General features: G+C 60.3%; 5 protein-coding genes. All 5 read right to left on the reverse strand.

Features of this window, described 5'->3' with window-relative positions:
• Genes ML_RS12080 through fadD26 form a run of 5 tightly spaced genes read right to left on the reverse strand, consistent with a single transcriptional unit; the run spans nucleotide 1 to nucleotide 24,054 of the window.
• Nucleotides 1-5,469, reverse strand: a complete 5,469-nt coding sequence (locus tag ML_RS12080; protein WP_010908853.1) for a type I polyketide synthase — start codon at nucleotides 5,467-5,469, stop codon at nucleotides 1-3.
• A complete protein-coding gene (locus tag ML_RS12085; protein ID WP_010908854.1) occupies nucleotides 5,466-12,071 on the reverse strand; it encodes a type I polyketide synthase in 6,606 nt (2,201 codons plus the stop codon). Before ML_RS12085 ends, ML_RS12080 begins: the two co-directional genes overlap by 4 nt.
• The gene (locus ML_RS12090; protein WP_010908855.1) at nucleotides 12,068-16,690 is read right to left on the reverse strand and encodes a type I polyketide synthase; all 4,623 of its coding nucleotides are present in this window, start codon (nucleotides 16,688-16,690) and stop codon (nucleotides 12,068-12,070) included. Before ML_RS12090 ends, ML_RS12085 begins: the two co-directional genes overlap by 4 nt.
• Nucleotides 16,691-22,306, reverse strand: a complete 5,616-nt coding sequence (locus tag ML_RS12095) for a type I polyketide synthase (RefSeq protein WP_010908856.1) — start codon at nucleotides 22,304-22,306, stop codon at nucleotides 16,691-16,693.
• Complete coding sequence (gene fadD26 / locus ML_RS12100; RefSeq protein WP_010908857.1) at nucleotides 22,303-24,054, reverse strand: long-chain-fatty-acid--AMP ligase FAAL26/FadD26; 1,752 nt, start codon at nucleotides 24,052-24,054, stop codon at nucleotides 22,303-22,305. The genes ML_RS12095 and fadD26 overlap by 4 nt, the downstream gene beginning before the upstream one ends.
• Nucleotides 24,055-24,146 lie beyond the last annotated feature (92 nt).

Raw genomic sequence — 24,146 nt, forward strand, 5'->3', positions numbered from 1 at the left:
CTATCCTCCCTGTACGTCAGGTTTAGGTCGGCGCCGCATCACGGCTCCACGTCGCACCGCCGCACGCTGCTGAACGCGGTCGCGAACGGTGTCAGCGTTCTCGAGCGCCTGCTTTGGGCCCGCGAGCCCAAGTTGACGCACAACATCGGCGGTCAAGTCTTGCAGGGACGCGCCCTGCAAAATCAATGTCACCGGCGGCTCCACGCCGAAGTCCGCCCGTGCACCGTTACGGATCCGCACCGCCATCAGGGAGTCCAGCCCCAGCTCGGTCAACGGCACAGCAGGATTAACTGTTGATCGGTCAGCGTAACCCATAACCGCCGCGATAAGCGCGCACATCCGCTCGGTCACCACGCGCTGGGCCTCTGCCGGATCGAGATCGGCAAGCGTGTCGGACCCGACCCAGTCACCCAGGTCACCCGCCGCGGCCAGCTGCTCGACCACCCAGGTGAAGTAGCTGATGCTACGCATCTCCGGGAATGCGACCAGAGCCTTATCGGCACGTAACCGGGCAACGCCCGTGCGAGTCCGACCGGCAGCCAGCAACGAGTCGATAGCCTCGATGCCCTCTGCCGGAGTGATTGTATCTAGAACACTGCCTACCAAAGCCTGGGCGACACCCACATCTGACCACGGACCCCAGTTGATCACCGCCGATGGCAAACCGGATGCCTTGCGCCACATGACCAGAGCGTCGAGCCATGCACTGGCACATGCATATGCCGCTTGTCCGGGCGAGCCCAAGAGCGAAGCAACAGAGGAAAACCCCAACCACCAGTCGAGCTCGCAGCTAACGCTGGCCTGGTGCATCCGCAGCGCGCCAGTGGCCTTAGGCGCCCAAACTCGCTCCAAGTTTTCTCTGGTCATGGTGAACACCAGACTGTCTTCGATGACCGCCGCACCGTGCACGATGCCGCGCAACTGGCCGCCCGCTCGTCCTGCCGCCGCGACCAGACTCTCGGCCACACCTGGCGACGTCACATCGCCGCGCAAAAACACAATTTCGGCACGAGCTTCCAATTCGACCAGAGTTTTGCGCTGCTCCTCGGTGGGGTCGCTGCGGCTGCCCAGGACCACCCGGCCGGCACCGCGATCTACCAACCATCTGGCAACGACTAAGCCAAGGCCACCAAGACCACCCGTCACGATGTATGCCGCTCCGGGGCGAACCACAGGATTGTCTTTGCCAGCATCCAATGTGGCCTTACACAGCCGTTCGACGAATCTGTGTTGACCCCGCCACGCGATCACATCATCGCCACCGAACTCGCTCGCAGAATTGTGCAATTCTGCAGTCAGTGCTGCGATCTGATCTTGCGTGGCATCCAGATCGAGCAGGGTGGCGCGCAGGTCCGGATTCTCCAGGGCCAGCACTCGCACCAGGCCCTTCAAAGCAGCCGTCGCGGGAGCCCCCAGCTCGTCATCCTGAACGGAAAGACCACCACCGGCGATCAACCACAGCCGTGGCGATCGGCCATGCCACGTACTTACGATCGCACGAACGACAGTCGAGATCGACCACACCGAGTCTCGCGCTTGCACCAGCCCATCGTCCAGCCCGGTTGCCGCACCGCCGACGAAGATGACCACGCCAATAGGTGGGTGCTCTGGATCACCCGCCGTCTCTGCGAATGCGGCAAGCATCGCCGATTCGTCGTGGAGATTTGCAGTGTACACCCGTCGCATTGGTGAGCGCCATCTCGCAATGAATTCGTCTGTCAGGGATTTGATCGAAGGATCCCAGTCGGTAAGTACCAACCAACTTGCGCGCGCTGTCTCGGTAATCTGCTCCAAAGCTCGCGAAGCCGGGATCGGGCTTTCGATCCACTCAGCGTCGAAGATCTTCTGCGCCAACGGTAATGGCACCACACGGCGTTCAATACGTCGCAAGTAAATGCCATCCACTTCGGCTGCTACGTAACCAGCGTCGTCAATCAAGACGATCTTGCCCAACTTGCCGGTACCCCCGTCGAGGTTGGTCAAACGTGCCCGACACAGGGCGTGCCGACCGATGTCGCGGTACACTCGGATCGCCTCGAACGACACCGGCAGGTAGCTGACTTCCGCCGACTCAGCGACCTCACCGTCAGGTATTGCGGCACCGACGCTTTGCAATGCCGCATCTAGTACAACGGGATGGAGTCGATATCCGGGATGCCGGGGAACCTCGTCGGGAAGAGTGATCTCGGTTTCCGCGGAACCGTCAAGCAGCCGAGTTATCCGGGTCAAGACAGCAAACACCGGGCCATGGTGTTGACCAGTCTGCCGTAGCACAGCGTAGAAATCGGCTGGAGACACGGTTACCCCGTTCGAAGAACCGGGTGCTTGCTGGAACGGCTGCACGGCATTGTGCGATACATGCTCAACATTGGCCGTGGCGTGCCGAGAGAAATCACCGCGAGGTGAGCGAGAATAGATCTCGACCCGAATTTTGCTGTTCCCGTGATAGGTCAACTGCGTCGTGAGCGGTGTGTGGTTGTCGAGGGAAAGCATTTGCTCGACCTCGAACTGGTGGATTACAATATTGGCCCCAGAAGTGCCAGCGGGTACACCGAGCGCTTCGCTGGCCGCCGCCACAGCGATCTCAGCAAACGCAGCAGCCGGCATAATAGGCTGGCCGAATACCTTATGGTCAGCTAGCCAGGGACATACGTCGGTTCCGACATCTGCCTGCCAGCCGTGGTCTCCACTGCCGGGCATTTCGACATGCACACCGAGCAACGGGTGGGCCACGGCCAGCTCCGACATCGCTGATCGATCCGCAACCCAGAATCGCGAATGTTGCCACGGCGTGGGTGGCAGGTCCACCAATCGACCCTTGGCGCTATCCGACTCGGTCACCCCGACGGTGGCAAGTTGGGCGTGGAAGAACAGGGTCTGGTCGAGGTCGCGGTTCATCGCCGACGTGACAACATGGCCTCCGGACCCGCCGACGGTGTCAGTGATAGCGTGTGTGAGCACGGGGTGGGGGCTGATCTCGATGAAAGAGTGGCAGGTACGATTGAATCCACCGACGCCGCTAACAGCCTGTGCGATGGCCTGGTGGAATCGCACCGGGTTGCGCAGGTTAGCCGCCCAATAGTCGGCGTCCATCACCGCCTGGGTGTGTTCGTGAGTGGTGGTGATTATCGGGATGATCGGCGTCTGCGGAACCAAATCCGCTAGCGCATTTCGCAACTCGGGCAGAATCGGATCTATGATCGAATGGTGCGAAGCCACCTCGACATCGACGCGGCGCGCTAACCGATTCTGCTCCGCCACCACCGATATCACCGCATCCACCGACTCCGGCAAGCCGGCAATCACCGATTGGCGTGGCGAAGCGTACACTGCCAACGTCACCTCAGGGTAGTCAGCAATCAGAGCCTCGGCGGCGTCGGCGTCCAACTCTAGCAATGCCATCGCGCCCTGACCCGACAGACGCGCCATCAGCCGGGACCGGGTAGCGATCACCCGCAAGCCCTGCTCGGGCGTCAACGCGCCGGCTACCACTGCCGCGGACACCTCACCCATCGAGTGCCCAATCACAGCATCCGGAGTCACCCCGTAAGAACGCCACAACTCGGTGAGCGCCAGCTGGATCCCCACCAGCACCGGCTGAATGCGTTCGATACCTACCACCTCGTCGCCATAGGCGAGTGTATGCTCCAGCGAAAAACCTACCTGAGCAACGAACGTGGGCTCCAGTTCAGCTACCGCCTTGGCGAAGGCCGGCTCATCGACCAGCAGCTGCCTACCCATCCCGGCCCACTGCGAGCCCTGACCCGAATACACAAAAACTCGACCGGGCCCAGCTGCATGCTGATCACAACCCACCACTCCCACTCGTGGCTGTCCGGCCGCCAGCGCCCGTAACCCCGCAACGGCATCCGCGTGATCACGCGCAATCACGGTTGCCAACTTGGGGTGCCGAACCCGGTGCTGGTTCAGCGTGTACGCCACGTCGGCGAGTGGTGCCGCCGCGCCCGGTCCCGACATCCAGTCAGCCAACACTGCGGCTGCCGACGCCACCCGCGTAACAGTCTTACCCGACACCACCAGAGCCGAAACATACTGCCTACCAACAGCTGCCGATATAGGTACAGTCGTGTCTGGCGCCTGCTCAATCACTACATGGGCGTTAGTCCCACTGAGCCCGAACGATGACACCGCTCCACGACGCGGGCCCGGAATTGCCGGCCATGGTGCGCTCTCAGTGGGCACAAACAGCCGAGTCGTGGATGCGTCGATGGCCGGGTTCCATTGAGTAAAGTGGACATTACGCGGAATGTACGCGTGCTGCAACGCCAGCACCGTCTTGATGAATCCGGCCACTCCGGCGGCAGCCTCTAGATGGCCGATGTTGGTCTTGACCGACCCCAAAGCACAGGAGCTTTCGCCGCGGCCGTAAGTGGCAGCCAGCGATTCGAACTCGATAGGGTCTCCCAACACTGTTCCGGTTCCATGTGTTTCAACATAGTTAACGCTGTCTGGGGTGATATCCGCGAGCCGCAAGGCGGTAGTAATAACGTCGCGCTGCGCCAGCGCGTTAGGCGCGGTCATGCCGTTGGACCGACCGTCTTGATTGGTCGCCGAACCACGAACCACAGCCAGCACACGATCCTGGTCGCGCAGCGCGTCAACTAGCCGTTTTAGCACCACTACTCCGCAACCTTCGCCACGCACGAATCCATCCGCATTGGCATCGAAACTATTGCATCGTCCGGTCGGTGATAACGCCGACCACTTGGACAACGCGATGGCGGTGAAAGGCGACAAGATGAGCTGCACACCGCCGGCTAATGCCACGTCACTCTCACGCAACCGTAAGCTCTGACAAGCCAGGTGGATTGCCACCAGCGACGACGAGCACGCAGTGTCCACGGCCATCGCCGGACCACGCAATCCTAACAAATACGAGATCCGTCCTACTGCCGCGCAATGCGGAGTTCCGGTGCTCAGGTAGGCATCGATATCGGCTCTGCGCTCGATGTTGACGATCGTGTAGTCCCACGAGGAAAGTCCCATCATCACCGCAGTTCGAGTGCCGCTCAGCGAATCCGGTGCAATGCCGGCGTGCTCAAGGGATTCCCAGGCAACCTCGAGCAGCATCCGATGCTGCGGATCCATCGCCACGGCTTCGCGAGGTGTGATGCCAAAGAACTCGGCGTCGAAAGCATCAACGTCGGGAACGAAGCCGCCCCATTTCGTCGTCATCCGCCCTGACGCCGACGGGTCGGGATCGTAGAACGCATCCGCATCCCACCGATCTGGCGGAACTTCGCTGATCGCGTCCCCGCCATCGACCAACAGCTGCCAAAAACTATCCGGGCCAGTTACATTCCCCGGGAAACGACATCCGATGCCCACCACCGCGACTGGCTCTGAAATGTCGGTTGGGAAAGCAGTCCCGGTACGGACAAGTTCGCGTGCCAGTGCCGCGCGCGCGTTCGGCGACAGCTGCGCCGCACGCTCTGCCAAGCTCGTCATGACTCGCCTCTCGTTGCAGCTTCCAGCTCGCTGGCTTCGACCAGATCAGAGAGCAGGTCCATCTCCGCTTTGGACAGTTCCGCGTTTGTGTCAGTCGCCTCCTGCACCTCGGCCGGTAACGCATAGTCCATTCGTTCGCATAGTGCGGCCGCAAGGTCAGCAGTTGTCGGATATGCCCATACCAGCGCGACAGGCAACGTGATGCCCAGACTGGCTTCCAACCGGTTTCGCAATTCCAGGCCCATCAAGGAATCAAGACCCAGCGCTTCCAGCGGCCGGTCGTGGTCGATTGGATCGCTCGAGCGTAGCACCGCTCTGATCTCGTCGGCGATCGCCGACGCGAGGTGTCCCGGGCGCTCGGCTGCGTCGAGAACGTCCAGTTGCGCACGGATCTTGCCCACGCCGCGCCGCTCCCCGCTTTTCAGGGTTGCCGTGTCGCGCAAATTTGCGAACAACGACGAACCCGCCACAGCCGGGAAAGATTGGAACCACTGCCGCGCATCGAGGCTGAACACACCAGTTTGCGCACGATCAGCGGCAAGCACCGTCTGCATCGCCGCCAGACCCTGCTCGGCGGTGAGCAGCGAAACACCGAGACCAGCGAAGAATTGGGCACGCCCCACCTCAGCCCATGGGCCCCAGTTGATTCCGACGGCGGGTAGTCCAAGCGAACGCCGATAGGCTACCAGGCCGTCGACCCACGCGTTCGCGGCGGCATACGCACCCTGCCCTGGTGTACCGAGCAGCGAGGAAGCCGAGGAGAAGGTCAACCACCAATCGACTTCGAACGCAGCGGTGGCCTGATGTAACCGCCAGCTGCCGGTGACTTTGGGAACGAACACCCGCCTCGCCGCAGAATCCGTCATATTCAGCATGATCTCGTCAGCGAGAACCATGGCGCTGTGCAGGACTCCGGCCAGCCGGAAGCCTGCGCTTTGGACCGCATGCACCAGTCGGTCCGCCGTACCGGGTTCAGAGATGTCGCCCGTGACCACCTCAATCCGGTGGCCCGCTGCGGTCAAGTCCGCTATGGCCGCCGTAACATCATCGCTGGGGGACGAACGTCCGTTCAAGACAATCAATCCCGCTCCTTGCTCGGCCAGCCATCGCGCGAAGACGAAGCCAAGACCGCCCATACCGCCAACGACCAGGTAACCGCCGTCTTGGCTGACCAATGGAACGGGTGGCGGGGACGCGATCGCTTCAATGTTGCCCTCATACGGTATTGATATGACGATCTTGCCGGTATGCTTGCCGGAGGCCATGAGCCGAAATGCATCGGCAGCGTTGTGCAGACTGAATTCAGTGACAGGAAGCACCGGCAATCTACCATCGGCCACGTGCGCCAAGATGTGTTGCAGCAGTTGGCGATACCGGGCAGGATGCAGTTTCAGATTCAAATCAAGGTCTACTACGGAGAAGGAAGCACTCTTTGCCAGCGCGGCCAAGCCCAGGTTGGCATCGTCGTAGACATCTTTCTTGCCGATTTCGATGAACCTTCCACCGGGAGCAAGTATCTGCACACCGCGCTGAATCGCTTTATCTGCAAGAGAATTGAGAATGATATCGACGCCATAACCGTGCGTGAGCTCGAGTATCTCGTCGGCGAAGTCCACACTTCGCGAGTCACCGACATACTCGACACCGAGCTCGGACAGCATTTGTCGCTTGGCATCCGAACCGGCCGTTGTGTAGATGCGGGCACCGAGCATCTTGGCGATCGAAACCGCAGCCATGCCGACACCACCAGTGGCGGAATGGATCAGCACACGTTCACCGGGAGACAGCCGCCCAACCTCGCACAGGCAGTGCCAGGCGGTGAGGTACGCTACGCCGAACGTGGCTGCCTCGTGATCGGATAAGGTGTCGGGGATTGGGACGACGAGATCGGCAATCGTACCCACGTATGTTCCGAATGTGCCGGGGCCAAAGGCGATAACACGCTGACCAACCTCGACAGAGTCAACGTCGTCTCCTATGGCTGTCACGTAGCCGACACACTCGCCACCGATCGCCGGTGCTCCACCGTCGAGTCCCGGGTACACACCCATCGCCTTGAGCACATCGCTGAAATTGAGTCCCGCAGCGACGACACGAACCTCGACCTGATCGCCTTCCGGCTCGCCCCGCTTGACTTGGTGCACCGTCAATGCGTCCAGTCGTCCGGGTTGATCGATCTGCAGCTGGACAGCACCTAAGCCACCCAGTTCTACAACCTTGCGACGAGTTTCGCCGGCAAGTTCGCCTTTCGGCGTGATGGGAGCCGGCACCAACCGGTTGACATAACGTTGTCCGTCCCGGTAGGCGACCTCGTCGTGGTTCGAGCCGGCCAGCAGCTCCTCGGTCAGGTCGTCAAGTGAGTCGGTGCCGTCAGCTTCAATGTCAAGCAGGGTCGCTTTGAGTTCCGAATGCTCGAACGTCAGCACTCGGACAATTCCACGTAGCTCAGTCTGCGCCAACGTTACTGACTCGCCTGCGTTAAGCTGCTGCGCACCTCGGGTGACGATCCACAGCCGTGGACTCTTGCGAGCACCCATTTGCGTCACTGCTTGAACCACGCCGGCGATCTGAAGTGTGCGCGTCTGCGCTAGTTCCAGTTGAGCATCATCGGGCAAAGACTCATCGCTCGCTCGCGGCGGACACACCACGACGATGCCATCCCAGCTGATGTCGGTTCGAGTGATCGCCGCCTGCAGCTTCACTTCGTCGCTAAAGGAGACGCAATCCACTGGTGGAGGCCCATTTTCACTCAATCGGGCGCGCAGCGACGACTGTAAGGCAAGCAACAGCGGGTCACCCGCGGCGACGTCACCGATCAACAACAAGCCACCTTGCGCGGAAGATCTCGAAACCTCCTTATACAGCGGTGTAGGTTCCCACTCCAACGTGAATAGGCGATCGGTGAGTTCCGTTGCGTCGCTGCCGGCTCCAAGCACCGTCATCTGGACTTCGTCGATGACAAGTAGCGGTTGCCCGTCCAGATCAGTCAGGACAACTTCGCCAACCAGCCGATCCAAGCCCTCGGTTGCGGTCAGCAACCCGACAGCACAGACACCGCGAGTGACATCACCGTACACATGCACGCCCGCAAAACGTACTGGTAGGACCAATGTTTTCCGGGCGGTCGGCCCTCCGGCTAAATCGGTCGCCATCCGGGTAGCACCCAGTGTCTGTAACGCAATATCCATCATTACCGGGTGCAGCAAGAAGTCGCGGAAACCCATTCTGGCCGACGAAGGCAACCGCACCTCAGCGCGGGCGGCACCAGATTCTTCAACCGCAAGCCCGACGATCCCTTGAAACGCCGGACCATGCTGTTGACCGGCGCTGCACAGCCGCTGATACAAGTCTTCGGGGCCCAGTTCATCCACCACATCGACCGGGGTTGCGGTGCGCTCCTCGCGATCTGACGGTTGCACTGACTCGGCAGGACCAACAGTGGCAGTGGCATGAGTGGTCCAACCCGAAAAACCGTTGCGAGTGCGCATTTCAATCCGGCACCGCTGCTGGTCGCCGGTGAGCGTGGTAACGAGAACAGTGCCTTCGGTCACGTGCAAAACCTGATGAAGGTCAAGCTCATAGATCATCCACGGCTGATCTCCTTCGACTCGCTCGTTTGGAAAGGTGTCCGTCGCGGCCGCCAACGCAACCTCGGCGTAGGCTGCACCCGGCAATACGCAGAGATCGTCAATAACGTGATCCCCCAGCCACAGCAGATCAGGGCCCAATTGGCTTTCCCATACTCTGGTGCCACTGGTGGGATCGGTAACACCAACGCCAAGCAGAGGATGAGTGTCTGCCCTGTGGTATGCCGCCGACATGGCACTGATCCAATGGCGAGTGTGCTGCCACGGAGTGATGGGCAGCACCGGGTGCGGTTCGGGCGGATGAGGAGTTCGGGGAGGGCGGCTGGTATGCGTAGCGTTGAGGTTGGTGTGGAACTCGAGTGTGTCGTGAGCATCGCGTTGTAGGGTGCCGATGCTCAAATAGCCCGCACCGACAGCATTTTCTTCGGCTGTGCCGGCGATGCTGCACAGAATGTCACTGATCGAATGAGTGAGCAGTGGGTGTGCGCTGATCTCAATGAAGGTGTGATAGTCGCCGCCGACACCGCTACTAGCGTGAGTAATGGCCTGCTGAAAACGCACAGGATTACGCATGTTAGTCGCCCAGTGCTCGACGTCGAAGACAGGGGTGCTGCCGAAGTCCTCGTATGTGGTAGAGATGATCGGGATGGTTGGTTGCTGCGGAGTGAGATCGGCTAGCTCCGAACGCATCTGAGGTTGCAGCGCATCCATGGCTGGGTTGTGCGGTGCCACCTCGATGTTGACTCGGGTGGCAAAACCGTCCTGCTGGCGCACCTTGTCAATCAGAGCATCGATCATGGCCGTCGGCCCGGCAATCACAGTTTGGCGCGGGGAAGCATAGATCCCCAAGCTCACCTGCGGATAGTCGGCGATCAACGCCTCAGTGGCCACGGCGTCGAGTTCGAGCAACGCCATTGTGCCCTGACCGGACAATGGCGCCATTAGCCGCGATCGGGTCGCAGTGACCCGTAAACCCTGGGTAGGAGTCAGAGCCCCGGCCACTACCGCGGCGGCGACTTCGCCCATAGAGTGACCGATCACCGCATCGGGTTCTACCCCGTAGGAGCGCCACAACTCGGTCAGCGCCAGCTGCATTCCCATCAGTCCCAGCTGGATCTGTTCGATGCCTACGAGCTCCTTGCCGTTGGCGATTACCTCGTGCAACGAAAAACCTGCCTGTACAACAAATTCGTGCTCTAGTTTGGCAATAGCTTCGGCGAATGCCGGCTCGTCGGCCATCAGTTGGCGACCCATTCCGGCCCACTGCGATCCTCGGCCCGAATAGACGAACACAGTGCCCGGACCAACAACGCTGTCACGGGGGGCCACCACACCGGAGGTGGATTGACCCGCGGCCAGCGCACGCAACCCCGCCACCGCTTGGCCCCGATCAACGGCCGCCACAGTGCCGAATTTGGTGTGCCGGGCCCGGTGGTGGTTCAGGGTGTGCGCAACGTCAGTCAGCGGCACCGCAGCTCCAGGGCCTTCCATCCAATCAGCCAGCACCGATGCTGTCGCGGCCACCCGCTGCACTGTCTTACCCGACACCACCAGTGTCGACACCGCAGGAACAAGGCGCAGCGCCGGCCCAGGTGCTGGCACTGCTACCGGGTCCGGTGCTTGCTCGAGCACCACATGTGCATTCGTCCCGCTGACGCCGAACGACGACACCCCCGCCCGGCGCGGCCGACCGACAGTCGGCCATTCGAGGCCTTCGGACGCAATGTTTAGCCGCGATGCAGCCTCACTGGCATGTGTTGTCAACTGGTGGAAGTTGAGGTGCCGCGGAATGAAACCACGTTGCACAGCCAGCACCGCCTTGATGAACCCAGCGATCCCAGCTGCCGCTTCCAGATGGCCGAGGTTAGTCTTCACCGACCCAATCACCAACGGGACAGAGCCCCGCCGGCTCTGCCGATCGCTGAAAACCTTGCTCAGCGAGTCGAGTTCGATCGGATCACCCAACGGCGTTCCCGTTCCATGGGCCTCGATGTAGTCAATGTCAGCAGCCGTCAACTTCGACGACGCTAACGCGGTGCGCAACAACTCCTGCTGCGCCGGCCCGTTGGGAACGGTCACTCCGCTGCTGGCGCCGTCCTGGTTGACCGCCGAGCCACGCACTATGGCGAGGATACGGTTGCCGTCGCGCACCGCGTCATCCAACCGCTTAAGCACCACCACCCCGGCACCCTCGCCACGCACATACCCGTCGGCGGACACATCGAAGGCCTTGCATTGCCCCGCCGGAGATAGCATCCCCCAACGCGAGCATGCAATGCTCGGTCCCGGGCTAAGCAACAAATTGGTTCCACCCACCAAAGCCGCGTCGCTTTCTCGGTGACGCAAGCTCTGACACGCCAGGTGCACCGCCACCAACGACGACGAGCAAGCCGTGTCGATGACCACGGCCGGTCCACGAACCCCGAGGATATAGGCCAACCGTCCAGCAGCAAAGTTCGCCGAATTTCCGGTTGGTATGTAGGCGTCGAGATCTTCGGGACGCAACCGGCCCGCCAACGTGAGCATATAATCGTAAGCGGTAACACCGACGAATACCGAGGTTTGAGTCCCACGAATGGTGTGCGGCGCGACACCCGCGTCTTCCAACGCTTCCCAAGCGACCTCAATCAACAACCGCTGCTGCGGGTCCATTGCCGATGCTTCGCGCGGGGAAATTGAGAAGAACTCCGCATCGAACTCATCAGGCTGCCAGCCGGTGAGAAAACCGCCTTCGGTGCTGCATATCGTGCCCGGCACGGTGTGATCGTCCGTATAGTAGGCATCGGCATCCCATCGGTCGGAAGGAACCCGAACGATGCCGCTTCGGCCATCGCACAACAGATCCCAGAACTGTTCGGGGTTGTTGACCCCGCCCGGGAATCGGCACCCCATGCCGATCACTGCGATCGGCTCAGTGCTGGACTTTTCGGCGATTTCCAGGCGTGCAGTGAGATCATCGATCTTGTGCAACGCCTCGGTGATGATCGCCCGGCGATCAGGTGTCGAGGCGGTCATTGCGTTCCTCTTAGTCTTTCCGAAAGTTGATCCAACAACTCGGATTCAGTGAATTCGTCATATGCGTCGGCCGTTGTCCGCCCAGATGGTGCTTCTGGTTCCAGAAATTCAGGCAGTATAGTGGCCAGATAATCGGTAAGACTGTACACGGTCGGGTAGTCAAAAACGACAGACGCCGGCAGAAACTCGCCAAGGCTGTCCGACAAGGCTCTCTGCAACGTCACGCTCATCAGCGAGTCCATGCCTAGTTGGAAGAAGCCAGCCGACGGGTCGAGTGTTTCAGCGGGAAGCAGTCCCATCGCCTTGGCGACCAGAGCACTAACGTGGTCGAACAACATGTTATGTCGGCGTTCTGCCTGGCAAGTCCGTAGGGCTTTGCGGAATTCACTTTCCTGCATCAGTACCTCGCCCGGTGCGGGCAGCAGGTCATCGACCATGCGCAGCACCCCGCGGGTCTGGTATGCAGCGGCCAGTAGCGGCCAATCCGCTGCCGCCACAACCGAATGCACTGGCGCGTCCGGGCTCATCACCAACGGCAATGCCCCGATCGCTACGTCGTCAGTCATGGGTTGCAGGCCGGATTCAGCGCTTACCTGGGTCGCGTCTTGCTGCGCGTCGGCCAGCGATTTCCACAAGCCCCAGGCCACGACAGTGGCAGGCAATCCTACCAGCCGCCGGGCGTAGCCCAGAATGTCCAGGAAAGCACTGGTCGCGGTGTAATGCGCCAGCCATCGTGAACCGATAAGACCTGAGATCGAGGAGAACAAAAGAAAGTATTTTACAGGCTGTTTCAGCGACAAACGGTGCAACAGCGATGCGACGTCCAGTTTGGGTCGGAACATCGCGACCACGTCGTTATCAGTCATGTCGCTCAGCAAGACCGGACGGCCAGCAAAAGCCGCTAAGTAGATTCCCTCTAGCGGAGGCAGATCCACTCCAAAACGATCGAACAACGCAGTCATCGCGGTAGGGTCGGTCGCATCCGCCGCAACCGAGATGAGGTTCGTCCCGGTTGCGGCGAGGTTCTTATCCAGCTCTAACAGCCGGGTGCTGGGATTGCGAGACACGGCGACGATCGTCGTGGCCCCCATCGCGGCGAGCTGACGGATCAGATGCGGTCCGATATTTCCGGTGGCCCCGATGACGAGCTGAGTGGTATCTTGCCCCGAACTCAACTTCACCGACGACACCGCGGATGCAGTTCGCCTTTGCAGCCGTGGTGCGCGACGTAGACACGCTCGGTAGACGACCTGGTCCTCTCGGTCTTTTTCGTCCTGGCTAGCGACTTCGTCCAATATGCACCGGGCAGCCAACTCGGGAGGCATCGACGCATCGAGATCGATGACACTACCCCAAATTTCGGGATGTTCCAGCGCCAATGTTCGGCCAAAGCCCCACAACACCGCGTGGGCGGGGTTGGCGCGCTCACCCACTGCAACGGGTTGAGCATTGCGAGTCACGACGACGAGTTTCGGTTTCGAAGTACCCGCAACCATCGCGGCCGCCAACCGTCGCACCGCATGGAACAGCCGGTACCCGGACTCCGGATCGACAGGGTCGACAGATTCGGTCGAGACCGATGGTGCATAGAGTACGTTATCGACACCCCGTAAAGCGTTATGCAGGTCATGCAGCGTGCTCACATCATGATCAAGCGCCGAAGGTGCGAGGTACTCAACCCGGGATGCAGGATCGGCCAATACCACCAACCGAGCCAGTTCATCCGACAGTCCGGCATCGGACACCACCAGCCACGAGCCGCTGCTGGCCCACGTCGCACCAGGCTCACTTGTCAGGGGCCGAGTCGGCCAGTCAAGCTGGTAGATCCAGTCATCGAGTTCCGTGTTTCCAATTCCGGTAGCGTGCGTCGTAACCCTGTTGCGGTCGAGATGTTGCAGCGCGGTCGTGCTTGCCAGCGGTGTGGTGATCCAGTGGCGGGTGTGCTGCCAGGGAGTGCTGGGGATAGTTACGTGTGGTTCCGCAGGATGAGGGGTGTGTGGTGGGTGGACGGTGTGGACGTTGTTGAGGTTGGTGTGAAAGGTGACGGTGTCGTCGGCATCGCGTTGCAGGGTCCCAATGCTGATGCACCGGGTACCGTGCAGGGTGTCAGTAATGGCTTGGGTCAGCAGCGGGTGTGCACTGATTTCGATGAAAGTGCGGTGGTCAGTTCCAGCGGTCATGATGGCCTGCTGGAAATGCACTGGGTTGCGCATGTTGGTGGCCCAGTGCTGGGCATCGAACACCGGGCACGAGCCAAGGTCAGCATAGGTGGTGGAAAGGATCGGAATCGTCGGAGTCCGTGGGGCCACATCGGCGAGCTCGGAACGCATCTGCGGCTGCAGCGCATCCATCGCCGGATTGTGGGGGGCCACTTCAATATTGACCCGACTGGCAAACCGATTCTGCGCGCGCACCCGGTCAATCAACTCATCGATCTGTTCAGTGGGCCCGGCAATCACCGTTTGGCGCGGCGAATTGTAAATCGCCAATGTCACCTGCGAGTAGTCGACAATCAACGCCTCCGTCTCGACCGCGTCGAGTTCGAGCAGTGCCATACCGCCCTGCCCAGACAGCGGGGCCATCAGCCGCGACCGAGTGGCTGTCACCCGCAGCCCCTCAGCGGCGGTAAGCGCCCCAGCCACCACGGCGGCGGCCACCTCACCCAGCGAATGCCCGATCACCAAATCAGGTTGCACCCCATAGGAACGCCACAACTCAGTCAGCGTCAGTTGCATGCCGATTAACCCCAGCTGGATCTGCTCGATACCAACCAGTTCTTTGCCATTAGCGAGCACATCGTGCAACGAGAAACCGGCGTGGACAACAAACACCGGTTCCAACTCGGCAACCGCGGCCGTGAAAGCCGGTTCATCGGCCAGCAATTGACGCCCCATCCCCGCCCACTGCGAACCACGTCCCGAGTACACAAACACCGTTCCTGACCCAGGTGTGCCATCCTGCTGCCCGACCACACCGGGCGCCTGTTTGCCGGCGGCCAACGCCCGCAATCCAGCCACTGCCTGGATCCGATCACGGGCAACCACGGTGCCGAACTTGGCGTGCCGCGACCGGTGATGATTCAATGTATGGGCCACATCAGCCAACGCCACTTCAGCACCGGGCCCCTCAACCCAATCGGCCAGCATCCCCGCCATCGCTGCCACCCGCGACGCCGTCTTACCCGTCACCACCAACGTCGACACCGCAGTGTTGGAACTGCATTCTGTGACCGGTGTCAGCTCAGGACCCTGCTCAATGACAACATGCGCGTTCGTCCCACCGAGGCCAAACGATGACACCGCCGCGCGCCGCGGCCCTGCTTGACCGTCCGAGATCGGCCACGAGGAGTTCTCAGTGGGGACGAAGAATCTAGTCGATGCAGCGTCGATAGCCGGATTCCATTGCGAAAAATGCAGATTCGGTGGAATCTGGCCACGCTGCACCGCCAACACTGTCTTGATGAAGCCGGCGATGCCCGCAGCAGCCTCCAAGTGACCCAGGTTAGTCTTAACAGCCCCCAGCGCACATGCGCTCTCACCGCGGCCATACGTGGCCGCCAGCGCCTCGAATTCGATTGGGTCACCCAGGACGGTACCGGTGCCATGGGATTCGACGTAGTTCACGCTTTCGGGCGCAACGTCACTAGAGCGCAAGGCATCGGTGATCACATCACACTGCGCCGCCGTATTCGGAGCGGTAACGCCGTTGGAGCGGCCATCCTGATTGACAGCAGAACCGCGCACCACCGCCAACACCAGATCTCCGTCACGAACCGCATCGGTCAACCGTTTAAGCACCACTACGCCAGCACCTTCACCGCGCACAAACCCGTCCGCCGCAGCATCGAACGCCGCACACCTGCCGTGCGGAGACAACAATCCCCATGCAGAAATTGCGATTTGCGTCTCCGGGCGCAGCGTGATGCTCACTCCGCCGGCGAGGACCAGGTCAGTTTCGCGTAGCCGCAAACTTTGGCAAGCTAGGTGCACCGCCACCAGCGACGACGAGCACGCTGTATCAACCGCCACCGATGGACCACGCAGCCCCAACAGGTAGGAGATTCGGCCTACAGTGATGCTGTGAGCGTTTCCGGTTCCGCTGTAGGCGTCTACATTCTCCAGACTGGAGGCCAACATGGATTGGTATTCGTTGAAGTAGACGCCAATCATCACGCCGGTTCGGCTATTACCCAGGGAATCCGGTGGAATTCCAGCATTTTCGAGAGCTTCCCAGGCAACCTCGAGTAGTATCCGCTGCTGCGGGTCCATCGCTGCAGCTTCGCGTGGCGTGATACCGAAGAATGCCGCGTCGAAACCCGCGATATCGGAGACGAAACCGCCCCATTTCGTGGTCATCCGACCCGGCGTCAACGGGTCGGGGTCATAAAACGCATCCGCGTCCCAACGATCAGCCGGCACTCTCGAGATCGCGTTGCGGCCGTCGATCAGCAGATCCCAGAAGCTATCCGGCCCGGTCACGTCCCCAGGAAACCGGCAACCGATCCCCACTACCGCGATGGGCTCTGCCACAGCAATCCGAGAGAGCTTGGTGAATTCTTCGATAAGAGCCGCGCGCTGCTGCGTGGTCATGCCGGAAATCCGGCTGAAAGCGGTCCGCATTTACACCAACCCTTCGGCCTCAGTCGATGTCGATTCGATGCGGTCGAAGAGACTATCTAATACGCCTCCTGCCGAGGCGGATAAGGCGGCCATCTCGTCTCCTTGCGAATCGTGCTGCGGTGCGACAACTTTTGTCAGATACGCGGCTAGTAACGCAACGGTTGGATGGTTGAACAGCATGATTGCCGACAGCTCTATACCAATGAATTGCTCGGCTTCACGCCGAATCGCCATTGCCATAAGGGAGTTGAGTCCAAGTTCGGCGAATGGTCGATCTGTATCCAGCTCCGCCTCGGCCACCCGGAGCTCTGCGGCGATGATGGTCCGTAAGCCACTTTCAAGCTCCTTCCGTACCTCGGCGGCCTCCATCTGCGACCAATTTCGTGCCGGGACTAGATAGCTATCCCCGGCAGTCGATCCGGCGGACCCGTAGGACCTAGGGACCGGCAATACAACCGCCTGTGCAACGTCGTAGGCATCGACGTACTCCCACGCGGTGAACGCTTCCGAAGGCGTGATATCACGCGACCCCATTCGCTGCAACTCATCACTGACAATCTGCGCGTTAGCGGCGAATCCGAGCCCGCGCCAGGCTACCCAGTCGATGCTCATAGTGTGGCAGCCCTGCTGGCGACGCGTACGCGCCAACGCGTCCAGGTAGGAATTGGCGGCAGCGTAAGAGCCCTGACCCGGGATGCCGAATATTCCTGCGGCCGAGGAGGTCAAGTAGAAAAAGTCCACACTGCCAGGTGGAAAGGCCTCGTGCAGCACCTGGCAGCCGGCGATCTTAGGCCACATAACTTGACGAACCGGATCGTCGGTCATGTTCGTCACTAGTTGGTCATTCGTAACGCCTGCCGCATGAATGATCCCCCGGATCGGCGCGGCGCCGTCACGGTCACGCTTGGCCAACAAGGCCTGCACATCGTCGTGGTGTCCGACGTCAACCGCGACGGCTTCGACTGTCACTCCCCGCATCTCAAGGGCGCAAATAGCATCGATCTTCTGACGCAGTCCGGCATCGAGAGTGTCGAGTTCCCAGTCCCGCCTTGGCGGTAACGGTGTACGGCCCATCAACACCAGTCGACGAGCGCCGCGGTCAGCGAGCCAATCAGCCATCAGCAGACCAAGTGCACCCATTCCGCCGGTGATGAGGTAGGCCCCATCGGACTTGCATTGCAAAGATTTGCGCACCGGCTCACTTCGGATCGGCACCAATGTCGGGGCAAGCACGACGCCGTCACGTAATACCACGATCGACCTGGTCGGTGTTTGAAGCAGACTGGCAAGCGTCGGCCCAAATTGGTCGAGAATGTCGTCGCGATCGGCTCCAAGAGCACTAGCCGCAAGATCGACGAGTCCACCCCACATCTCAGGATGCTCCGCGGCGATGACGCCCCCAAAACCCCACAGGAAGCTCTGGCGTAACGCGGACGAGGCCACCGATTCGTAAACTCCGCGTGTGACGATCCACAGTGCTACAGGCTTGCCCGGCTCCCGCTTCGCCAAAGCCCTCACCAAATCGCTGATCTCAGCAGTGATTCGCACGGCAAAGTCGACGTCGGTCTCGGCAGTGGTTGCCGGGTGGGGATCCGCGACATAAACAACGTAACGTACCTCAGACACCCCATCAGCAGGCGCAGCCAACGTATAGCCCGCCTCCTTGAGCAGCAAGCCAAACCCAGCGCGAGCATCACCGATTACCGCGACAGACCCCGAACTGGCTACCGGGGTGTTGGAGCAATCCAGGTCGGTCCGCGGTTGCCAATCGATCGCATGCACGAAATTCCTGGCATCTGTAAGGGCATCCACATGGGATTCAACGAAAACAGTCGAATAGTCCTGTTGCGCGTTGTCAAGGTCTAACGCTCGATACCGAAGTGACCGCATCAACGCCAACGGCACACCGCTGCCGTCGGCGACGGTGACATCGACGGTAATCCCGTCGTCGTCGCAAGCAGTGCGATTTAGCGTCACCGCACCACATGGTCCTGTAGCGGTGTCGCCTAACCACACCTGCTTAATGCTTGCCGGCACGTAAAATTGCGTTTCGGTAACGTCCGCCAGCGCTGGGATAAGAATTGCGGCGTCGAGTAGCGGCGCGATCGCCCCGTCGGGCAGGGTATCGGGAAATTCGATCTCAACCGTGCGGCTGGTTGACTGCTGCGTCTTTTTCGCCCATGACTTGACGGACCACTCGAAAGGCAGGCCGTCAACCCCACACAGCGCGAGCAGCGAAGCTACGTCGGGAATCGGGTCCGAAATCACCTCAAGATGACCATTAATCTGATCCGGGTGGTCCGATGGAACCGCGGAACGCGCCGATGCTGAGGAAAGCTGCGCGGTCACATGCCGCGTCCACCGGTGCTGAGGAGTTTCGGTGGCCGGACTTGAGGCCAGGCTGATCAATTGGTTATCGACGACGACTTGGATCAAACGGGGGAGATTAGCGAAAATGGGTTGCTCGAATCGGATCTCGAATAGCGTAGAATAACCCAATTCTGCTGCAGCACAAAGGATTGTGCGCAGCACAATAGAAGCAGGGACCACCTCGACACCGTGGACTCGATGCCAACCCCTGTACGGCTTGGCCTGCGGCGCTAGCCGCGCCTGCCACAAGTGGATAGGAAGAATCCCTGAGACCGCGGTGTGTTGGCCAAGTAGCGTGCCCACCTGGGGTGCCAATCCAATAGAGTTGACCGAACGTTTCCGAGGGATCCAGTGGCGGGTGTGCTGCCAGGGAGTGCTGGGGATAGTTACGTGTGGTTCCGCAGGATGAGGGGTGTGTGGTGGGTGGACGGTGTGGACGTTGTTGAGGTTGGTGTGAAAGGTGACGGTGTCGTCGGCATCGCGTTGCAGGGTCCCAATGCTGATGCACCGGGTACCGTGCAGGGTGTCAGTAATGGCTTGGGTCAGCAGCGGGTGTGCACTGATTTCGATGAAAGTGCGGTGGTCAGTTCCAGCGGTCATGATGGCCTGCTGGAAATGCACTGGGTTGCGCATGTTGGTGGCCCAGTGCTGGGCATCGAACACCGGGCACGAGCCAAGGTCAGCATAGGTGGTGGAAAGGATCGGAATCGTCGGAGTCCGTGGGGCCACATCGGCGAGCTCGGAACGCATCTGCGGCTGCAGCGCATCCATCGCCGGATTGTGGGGGGCCACTTCAATATTGACCCGACTGGCAAACCGATTCTGCGCGCGCACCCGGTCAATCAACTCATCGATCTGTTCAGTGGGCCCGGCAATCACCGTTTGGCGCGGCGAATTGTAAATCGCCAATGTCACCTGCGAGTAGTCGACAATCAACGCCTCCGTCTCGACCGCGTCGAGTTCGAGCAGTGCCATACCGCCCTGCCCAGACAGCGGGGCCATCAGCCGCGACCGAGTGGCTGTCACCCGCAGCCCCTCAGCGGCGGTAAGCGCCCCAGCCACCACGGCGGCGGCCACCTCACCCAGCGAATGCCCGATCACCAAATCAGGTTGCACCCCATAGGAACGCCACAACTCAGTCAGCGTCAGTTGCATGCCGATTAACCCCAGCTGGATCTGCTCGATACCAACCAGTTCTTTGCCATTAGCGAGCACATCGTGCAACGAGAAACCGGCGTGGACAACAAACACCGGTTCCAACTCGGCAACCGCGGCCGTGAAAGCCGGTTCATCGGCCAGCAATTGACGCCCCATCCCCGCCCACTGCGAACCACGTCCCGAGTACACAAACACCGTTCCTGACCCAGGTGTGCCATCCTGCTGCCCGACCACACCGGGCGCCTGTTTGCCGGCGGCCAACGCCCGCAATCCAGCCACTGCCTGGATCCGATCACGGGCAACCACGGTGCCGAACTTGGCGTGCCGCGACCGGTGATGATTCAATGTATGGGCCACATCAGCCAACGCCACTTCAGCACCGGGCCCCTCAACCCAATCGGCCAGCATCCCCGCCATCGCTGCCACCCGCGACGCCGTCTTACCCGTCACCACCAACGTCGACACCGCAGTGTTGGAACTGCATTCTGTGACCGGTGTCAGCTCAGGACCCTGCTCAATGACAACATGCGCGTTCGTCCCACCGAAGCCAAACGATGACACCGCCGCGCGCCGCAGATGCCCTGTATCCGGCCATTCCATATGCTTATCAACAACTTTCATACGCAACTCAGCAAAAGGAATATGCAGGTTCGGGCTTTCAAAACGCTGATTCGGTGGAATCTGGCCACGCTGCACCGCCAACACTGTCTTGATGAAGCCGGCGATGCCCGCAGCAGCCTCCAAGTGACCCAGGTTAGTCTTAACAGCCCCGATCAGTAGCGGAGAATCCTCGGCACGTCCCCGACCCAGCACCGCACCCAAAGCGCGCGCTTCTATCGGATCTCCCAACAGAGTCCCGGTCCCATGAGTTTCGACGTAGTCAATGGCAGTCGGTGGCATTGCTGCGTTGGCATACGCGGTGCGCAGAACCGCTACTTGGGCCGCCGGGTTAGGAGCCATCAGCCCGTTGGAGCGGCCATCCTGATTGACAGCAGAACCGCGGATAATGGCAAGCACCCGATCACCGTCGCGCTGCGCATCGGTCAACCGTTTAAGCACCACTACGCCAGCACCTTCACCGCGCACAAACCCGTCCGCCGCAGCATCGAACGCGCGGCAACAACCGGTAGGCGACAACGCCCCGACCTGGTCGAAGCCACGAAATACGGCCGGAGACAATAGCAAATTCACGCCCGCCGCAATAGCCAGGTTGGCATCCGCGGTCCGCAGGCTTTGGCAGGCTAAGTGGATCGCTACCAACGACGACGAGCACGCCGTATCAACCGCCACCGATGGACCACGTAAGTCGAGGAAATACGAAAGGCGGTTCGCTATGATGCTCATCGCGCCACCCGTGTTGCTCCAGCCATCCACTTGGGAGAGATCGGTGGAAGCGATAGCACCATATTCGCTCAGGCACGATCCGGCGAATACTCCTGTTTGCGAACGACGCAGCGAGTTGGACGAAATTCCCGCGTGCTCCAACGCCTCCCAAGCCACTTCCAGCAGAAGGCGCTGCTGCGGATCCATCTTGTCAGCCTCGCTGGGTGAGATCTCGAAAAATTCCGAGTCAAAGGCGTCAATATCCTCCAAGAATGACCCCCACCGCGTAGTACGGGCGAGCAGTGCTTTTACTTCCGGCGAGCCGTCGTCGAAGAGCTCCCACCGTTCATTGGGAACCTGTCCGATGGAGGAACGACGGTCACACAGAAACTGCCACAACGCTTCTGGACCAGATATCCCCCCTGGGAAACGACACCCCATCCCGATGACAGCGATCGGCTCCTCGAGTGCACCCTGGACCGAGCGCCGTGGCGCCGATTCTGATTCGGGGTCAGGTGCGGGAGCAATGAGATAGGCGGCCAGCGCGTTGATCGTCGGATGCTCCCAGAAGTCAATCGGGGATACGGTCTTACCCAACAAATCGGTCAATTCCCCGGAGAGCACAACTGCATCACGGGAGCTCATACCCAAGTCGGTCAACGATAGATTAAGATCGACTTCATCCGGTGTGCAGCCGATATTAGTCACCAAGTAGTTGACTAGCCAGTGGCAAAGGTCAGCTTCGCTACCAATGCTCGCCGTCATACCGTCACGTCCAGTCGTTTGAATCCGTCACTGCGATAACGTTCGACACAGGCCGAACGTCGGACCTTGCCGCTTGTGGTGATCGGGATTGAGCCCGGTGACACCAGAACGAGGTCGGCCACATGCAAACTATGTAACTTCGATATAGCGGATGTGACTTCACGCTTCACCGAATGGACTTTGTGCATGTGGTCTTCCGCGGACGCTCCATGTTCCTTGTATTCAATGATCGCCACCAACTGCTCGGTGAGGTCGTCCGGCACAGTGATCGCCGCGACCCGACCGCCGGTGATCTCCTGGATTGTCGCTTCGATGTCGTCCGGGTAGTGGTTGCGACCATCGACAATGAGCAAGTCTTTGATGCGGCCCATGATGAACAGTTCGCCGTCTGACATAACACCCAGATCTCCGGTCCGCAGCCACGGACCTTCCGAAGTGCCAGGCGCGGGGTTGACAATCTTTGCATTGAACGTACGTGCAGTCTGCTCGGGCTTCCGCCAATACCCCATGGCAACGTGGTCGCCCTGTACCCAGATCTCCCCAACCATTCCAGCAGGGTTCTCGATCATGGACTCCGGATCGACGATTCGCACAGCCGATGCATCAGGGGAGCCATAACTAATTAGTTCGGTCGCGACACTCCCTTCGGCTCGGCGGGCCTTAGCCTTACTGGCCGTCAGGTATTCGTAGTCAAAACGAACCGCCTTAGGTGCGGTGCCAGGTTCCGGAGCCGCCACGTACACGGTCGCTTCCGCAAGCCCGTACGAGGGTCGTACCACCGAGGGGCTGAGATTGAACCGAGCGAAGCGCTCGGTGAAACGTTTCACCGTTGCGATATGGACTCGTTCGCTGCCGCTGATGATTCCGGCCACATCCCCGAGGTCGAGTCCGTTCATGTCGTCGTCGGACGTTCTGCGTACGGCCAGCTCAAAGGCAAAATTCGGTGCCGCAGAAAAACACGCCTGGGTAGTGGCAAGAAGTTGCATCCAACAGGCGGGGCGCCGCAAAAATGACATAGGGCTCAACAACACCGAGCTTCGCCCCGCGACCATTGGAGCACAGACCCCAAGAATCAAGCCCATGTCGTGAAACAAGGGAAGCCATGACACCACGGTCGTGTTCAGAGTTTTTGCGGCATCGCCGAAATAGCCGTTCATGCTTTGCTGCACGTTAGCGATAACGTTCTTATGCGACACCATAACACCGGCTGGCGTACGTGTCGACCCGGATGTGTATTGGAGGTAAGCCGGGCTAGTAAAAGGCTGGGGGACTTTTGGAAGCGGGAGTGACGCGTTCAAGTCAAGCAGATCGATCTCAATGACAGACGGAGCGTTCCACCCATCTTGTTCACATGCGTATTTCGCCACGTCACTAACCACAAATGAAGTTGTAAGAATAGCGATCGGTTGAGAATCCCGTAACACCGCCGAAACGCGTTCGTCGTGAATCGCATACTGCGGTGGCGAAAGAGGTACCGCGATAAATCCGGCCTGAAGAGCCCCTAAGAACGCGATAATATATTCCAGTCCCTGTGGCGCCAAAATTGCAACTCGATCACCGGGCACACCACACAATTTGAGTTCGTCAGCAAGGACGCATGAACGCATATAAACTTGCGACCACGTCAAGCTCTCAACAAAACCCTTCGGGTCCGACCCGTAGTCGATGTATGTGTAGGCGGTAGTGTCAGCCTGCTGATCCGCCCGTTCTTTCAGCAAAGCGGGGACGGAAAAGTTGGTTACGACCATACCACACCTTCCACCTTCCGTTCGGTTTGACAGCTCATTGGCCTGACCGCGTTCATGATGTACCCGAACTGTGCTACCCCCCCGATGGATCG

The organism is Mycobacterium leprae TN (assembly GCF_000195855.1).
Taxonomy (GTDB): Bacteria; Actinomycetota; Actinomycetes; order Mycobacteriales; family Mycobacteriaceae; genus Mycobacterium; species Mycobacterium leprae.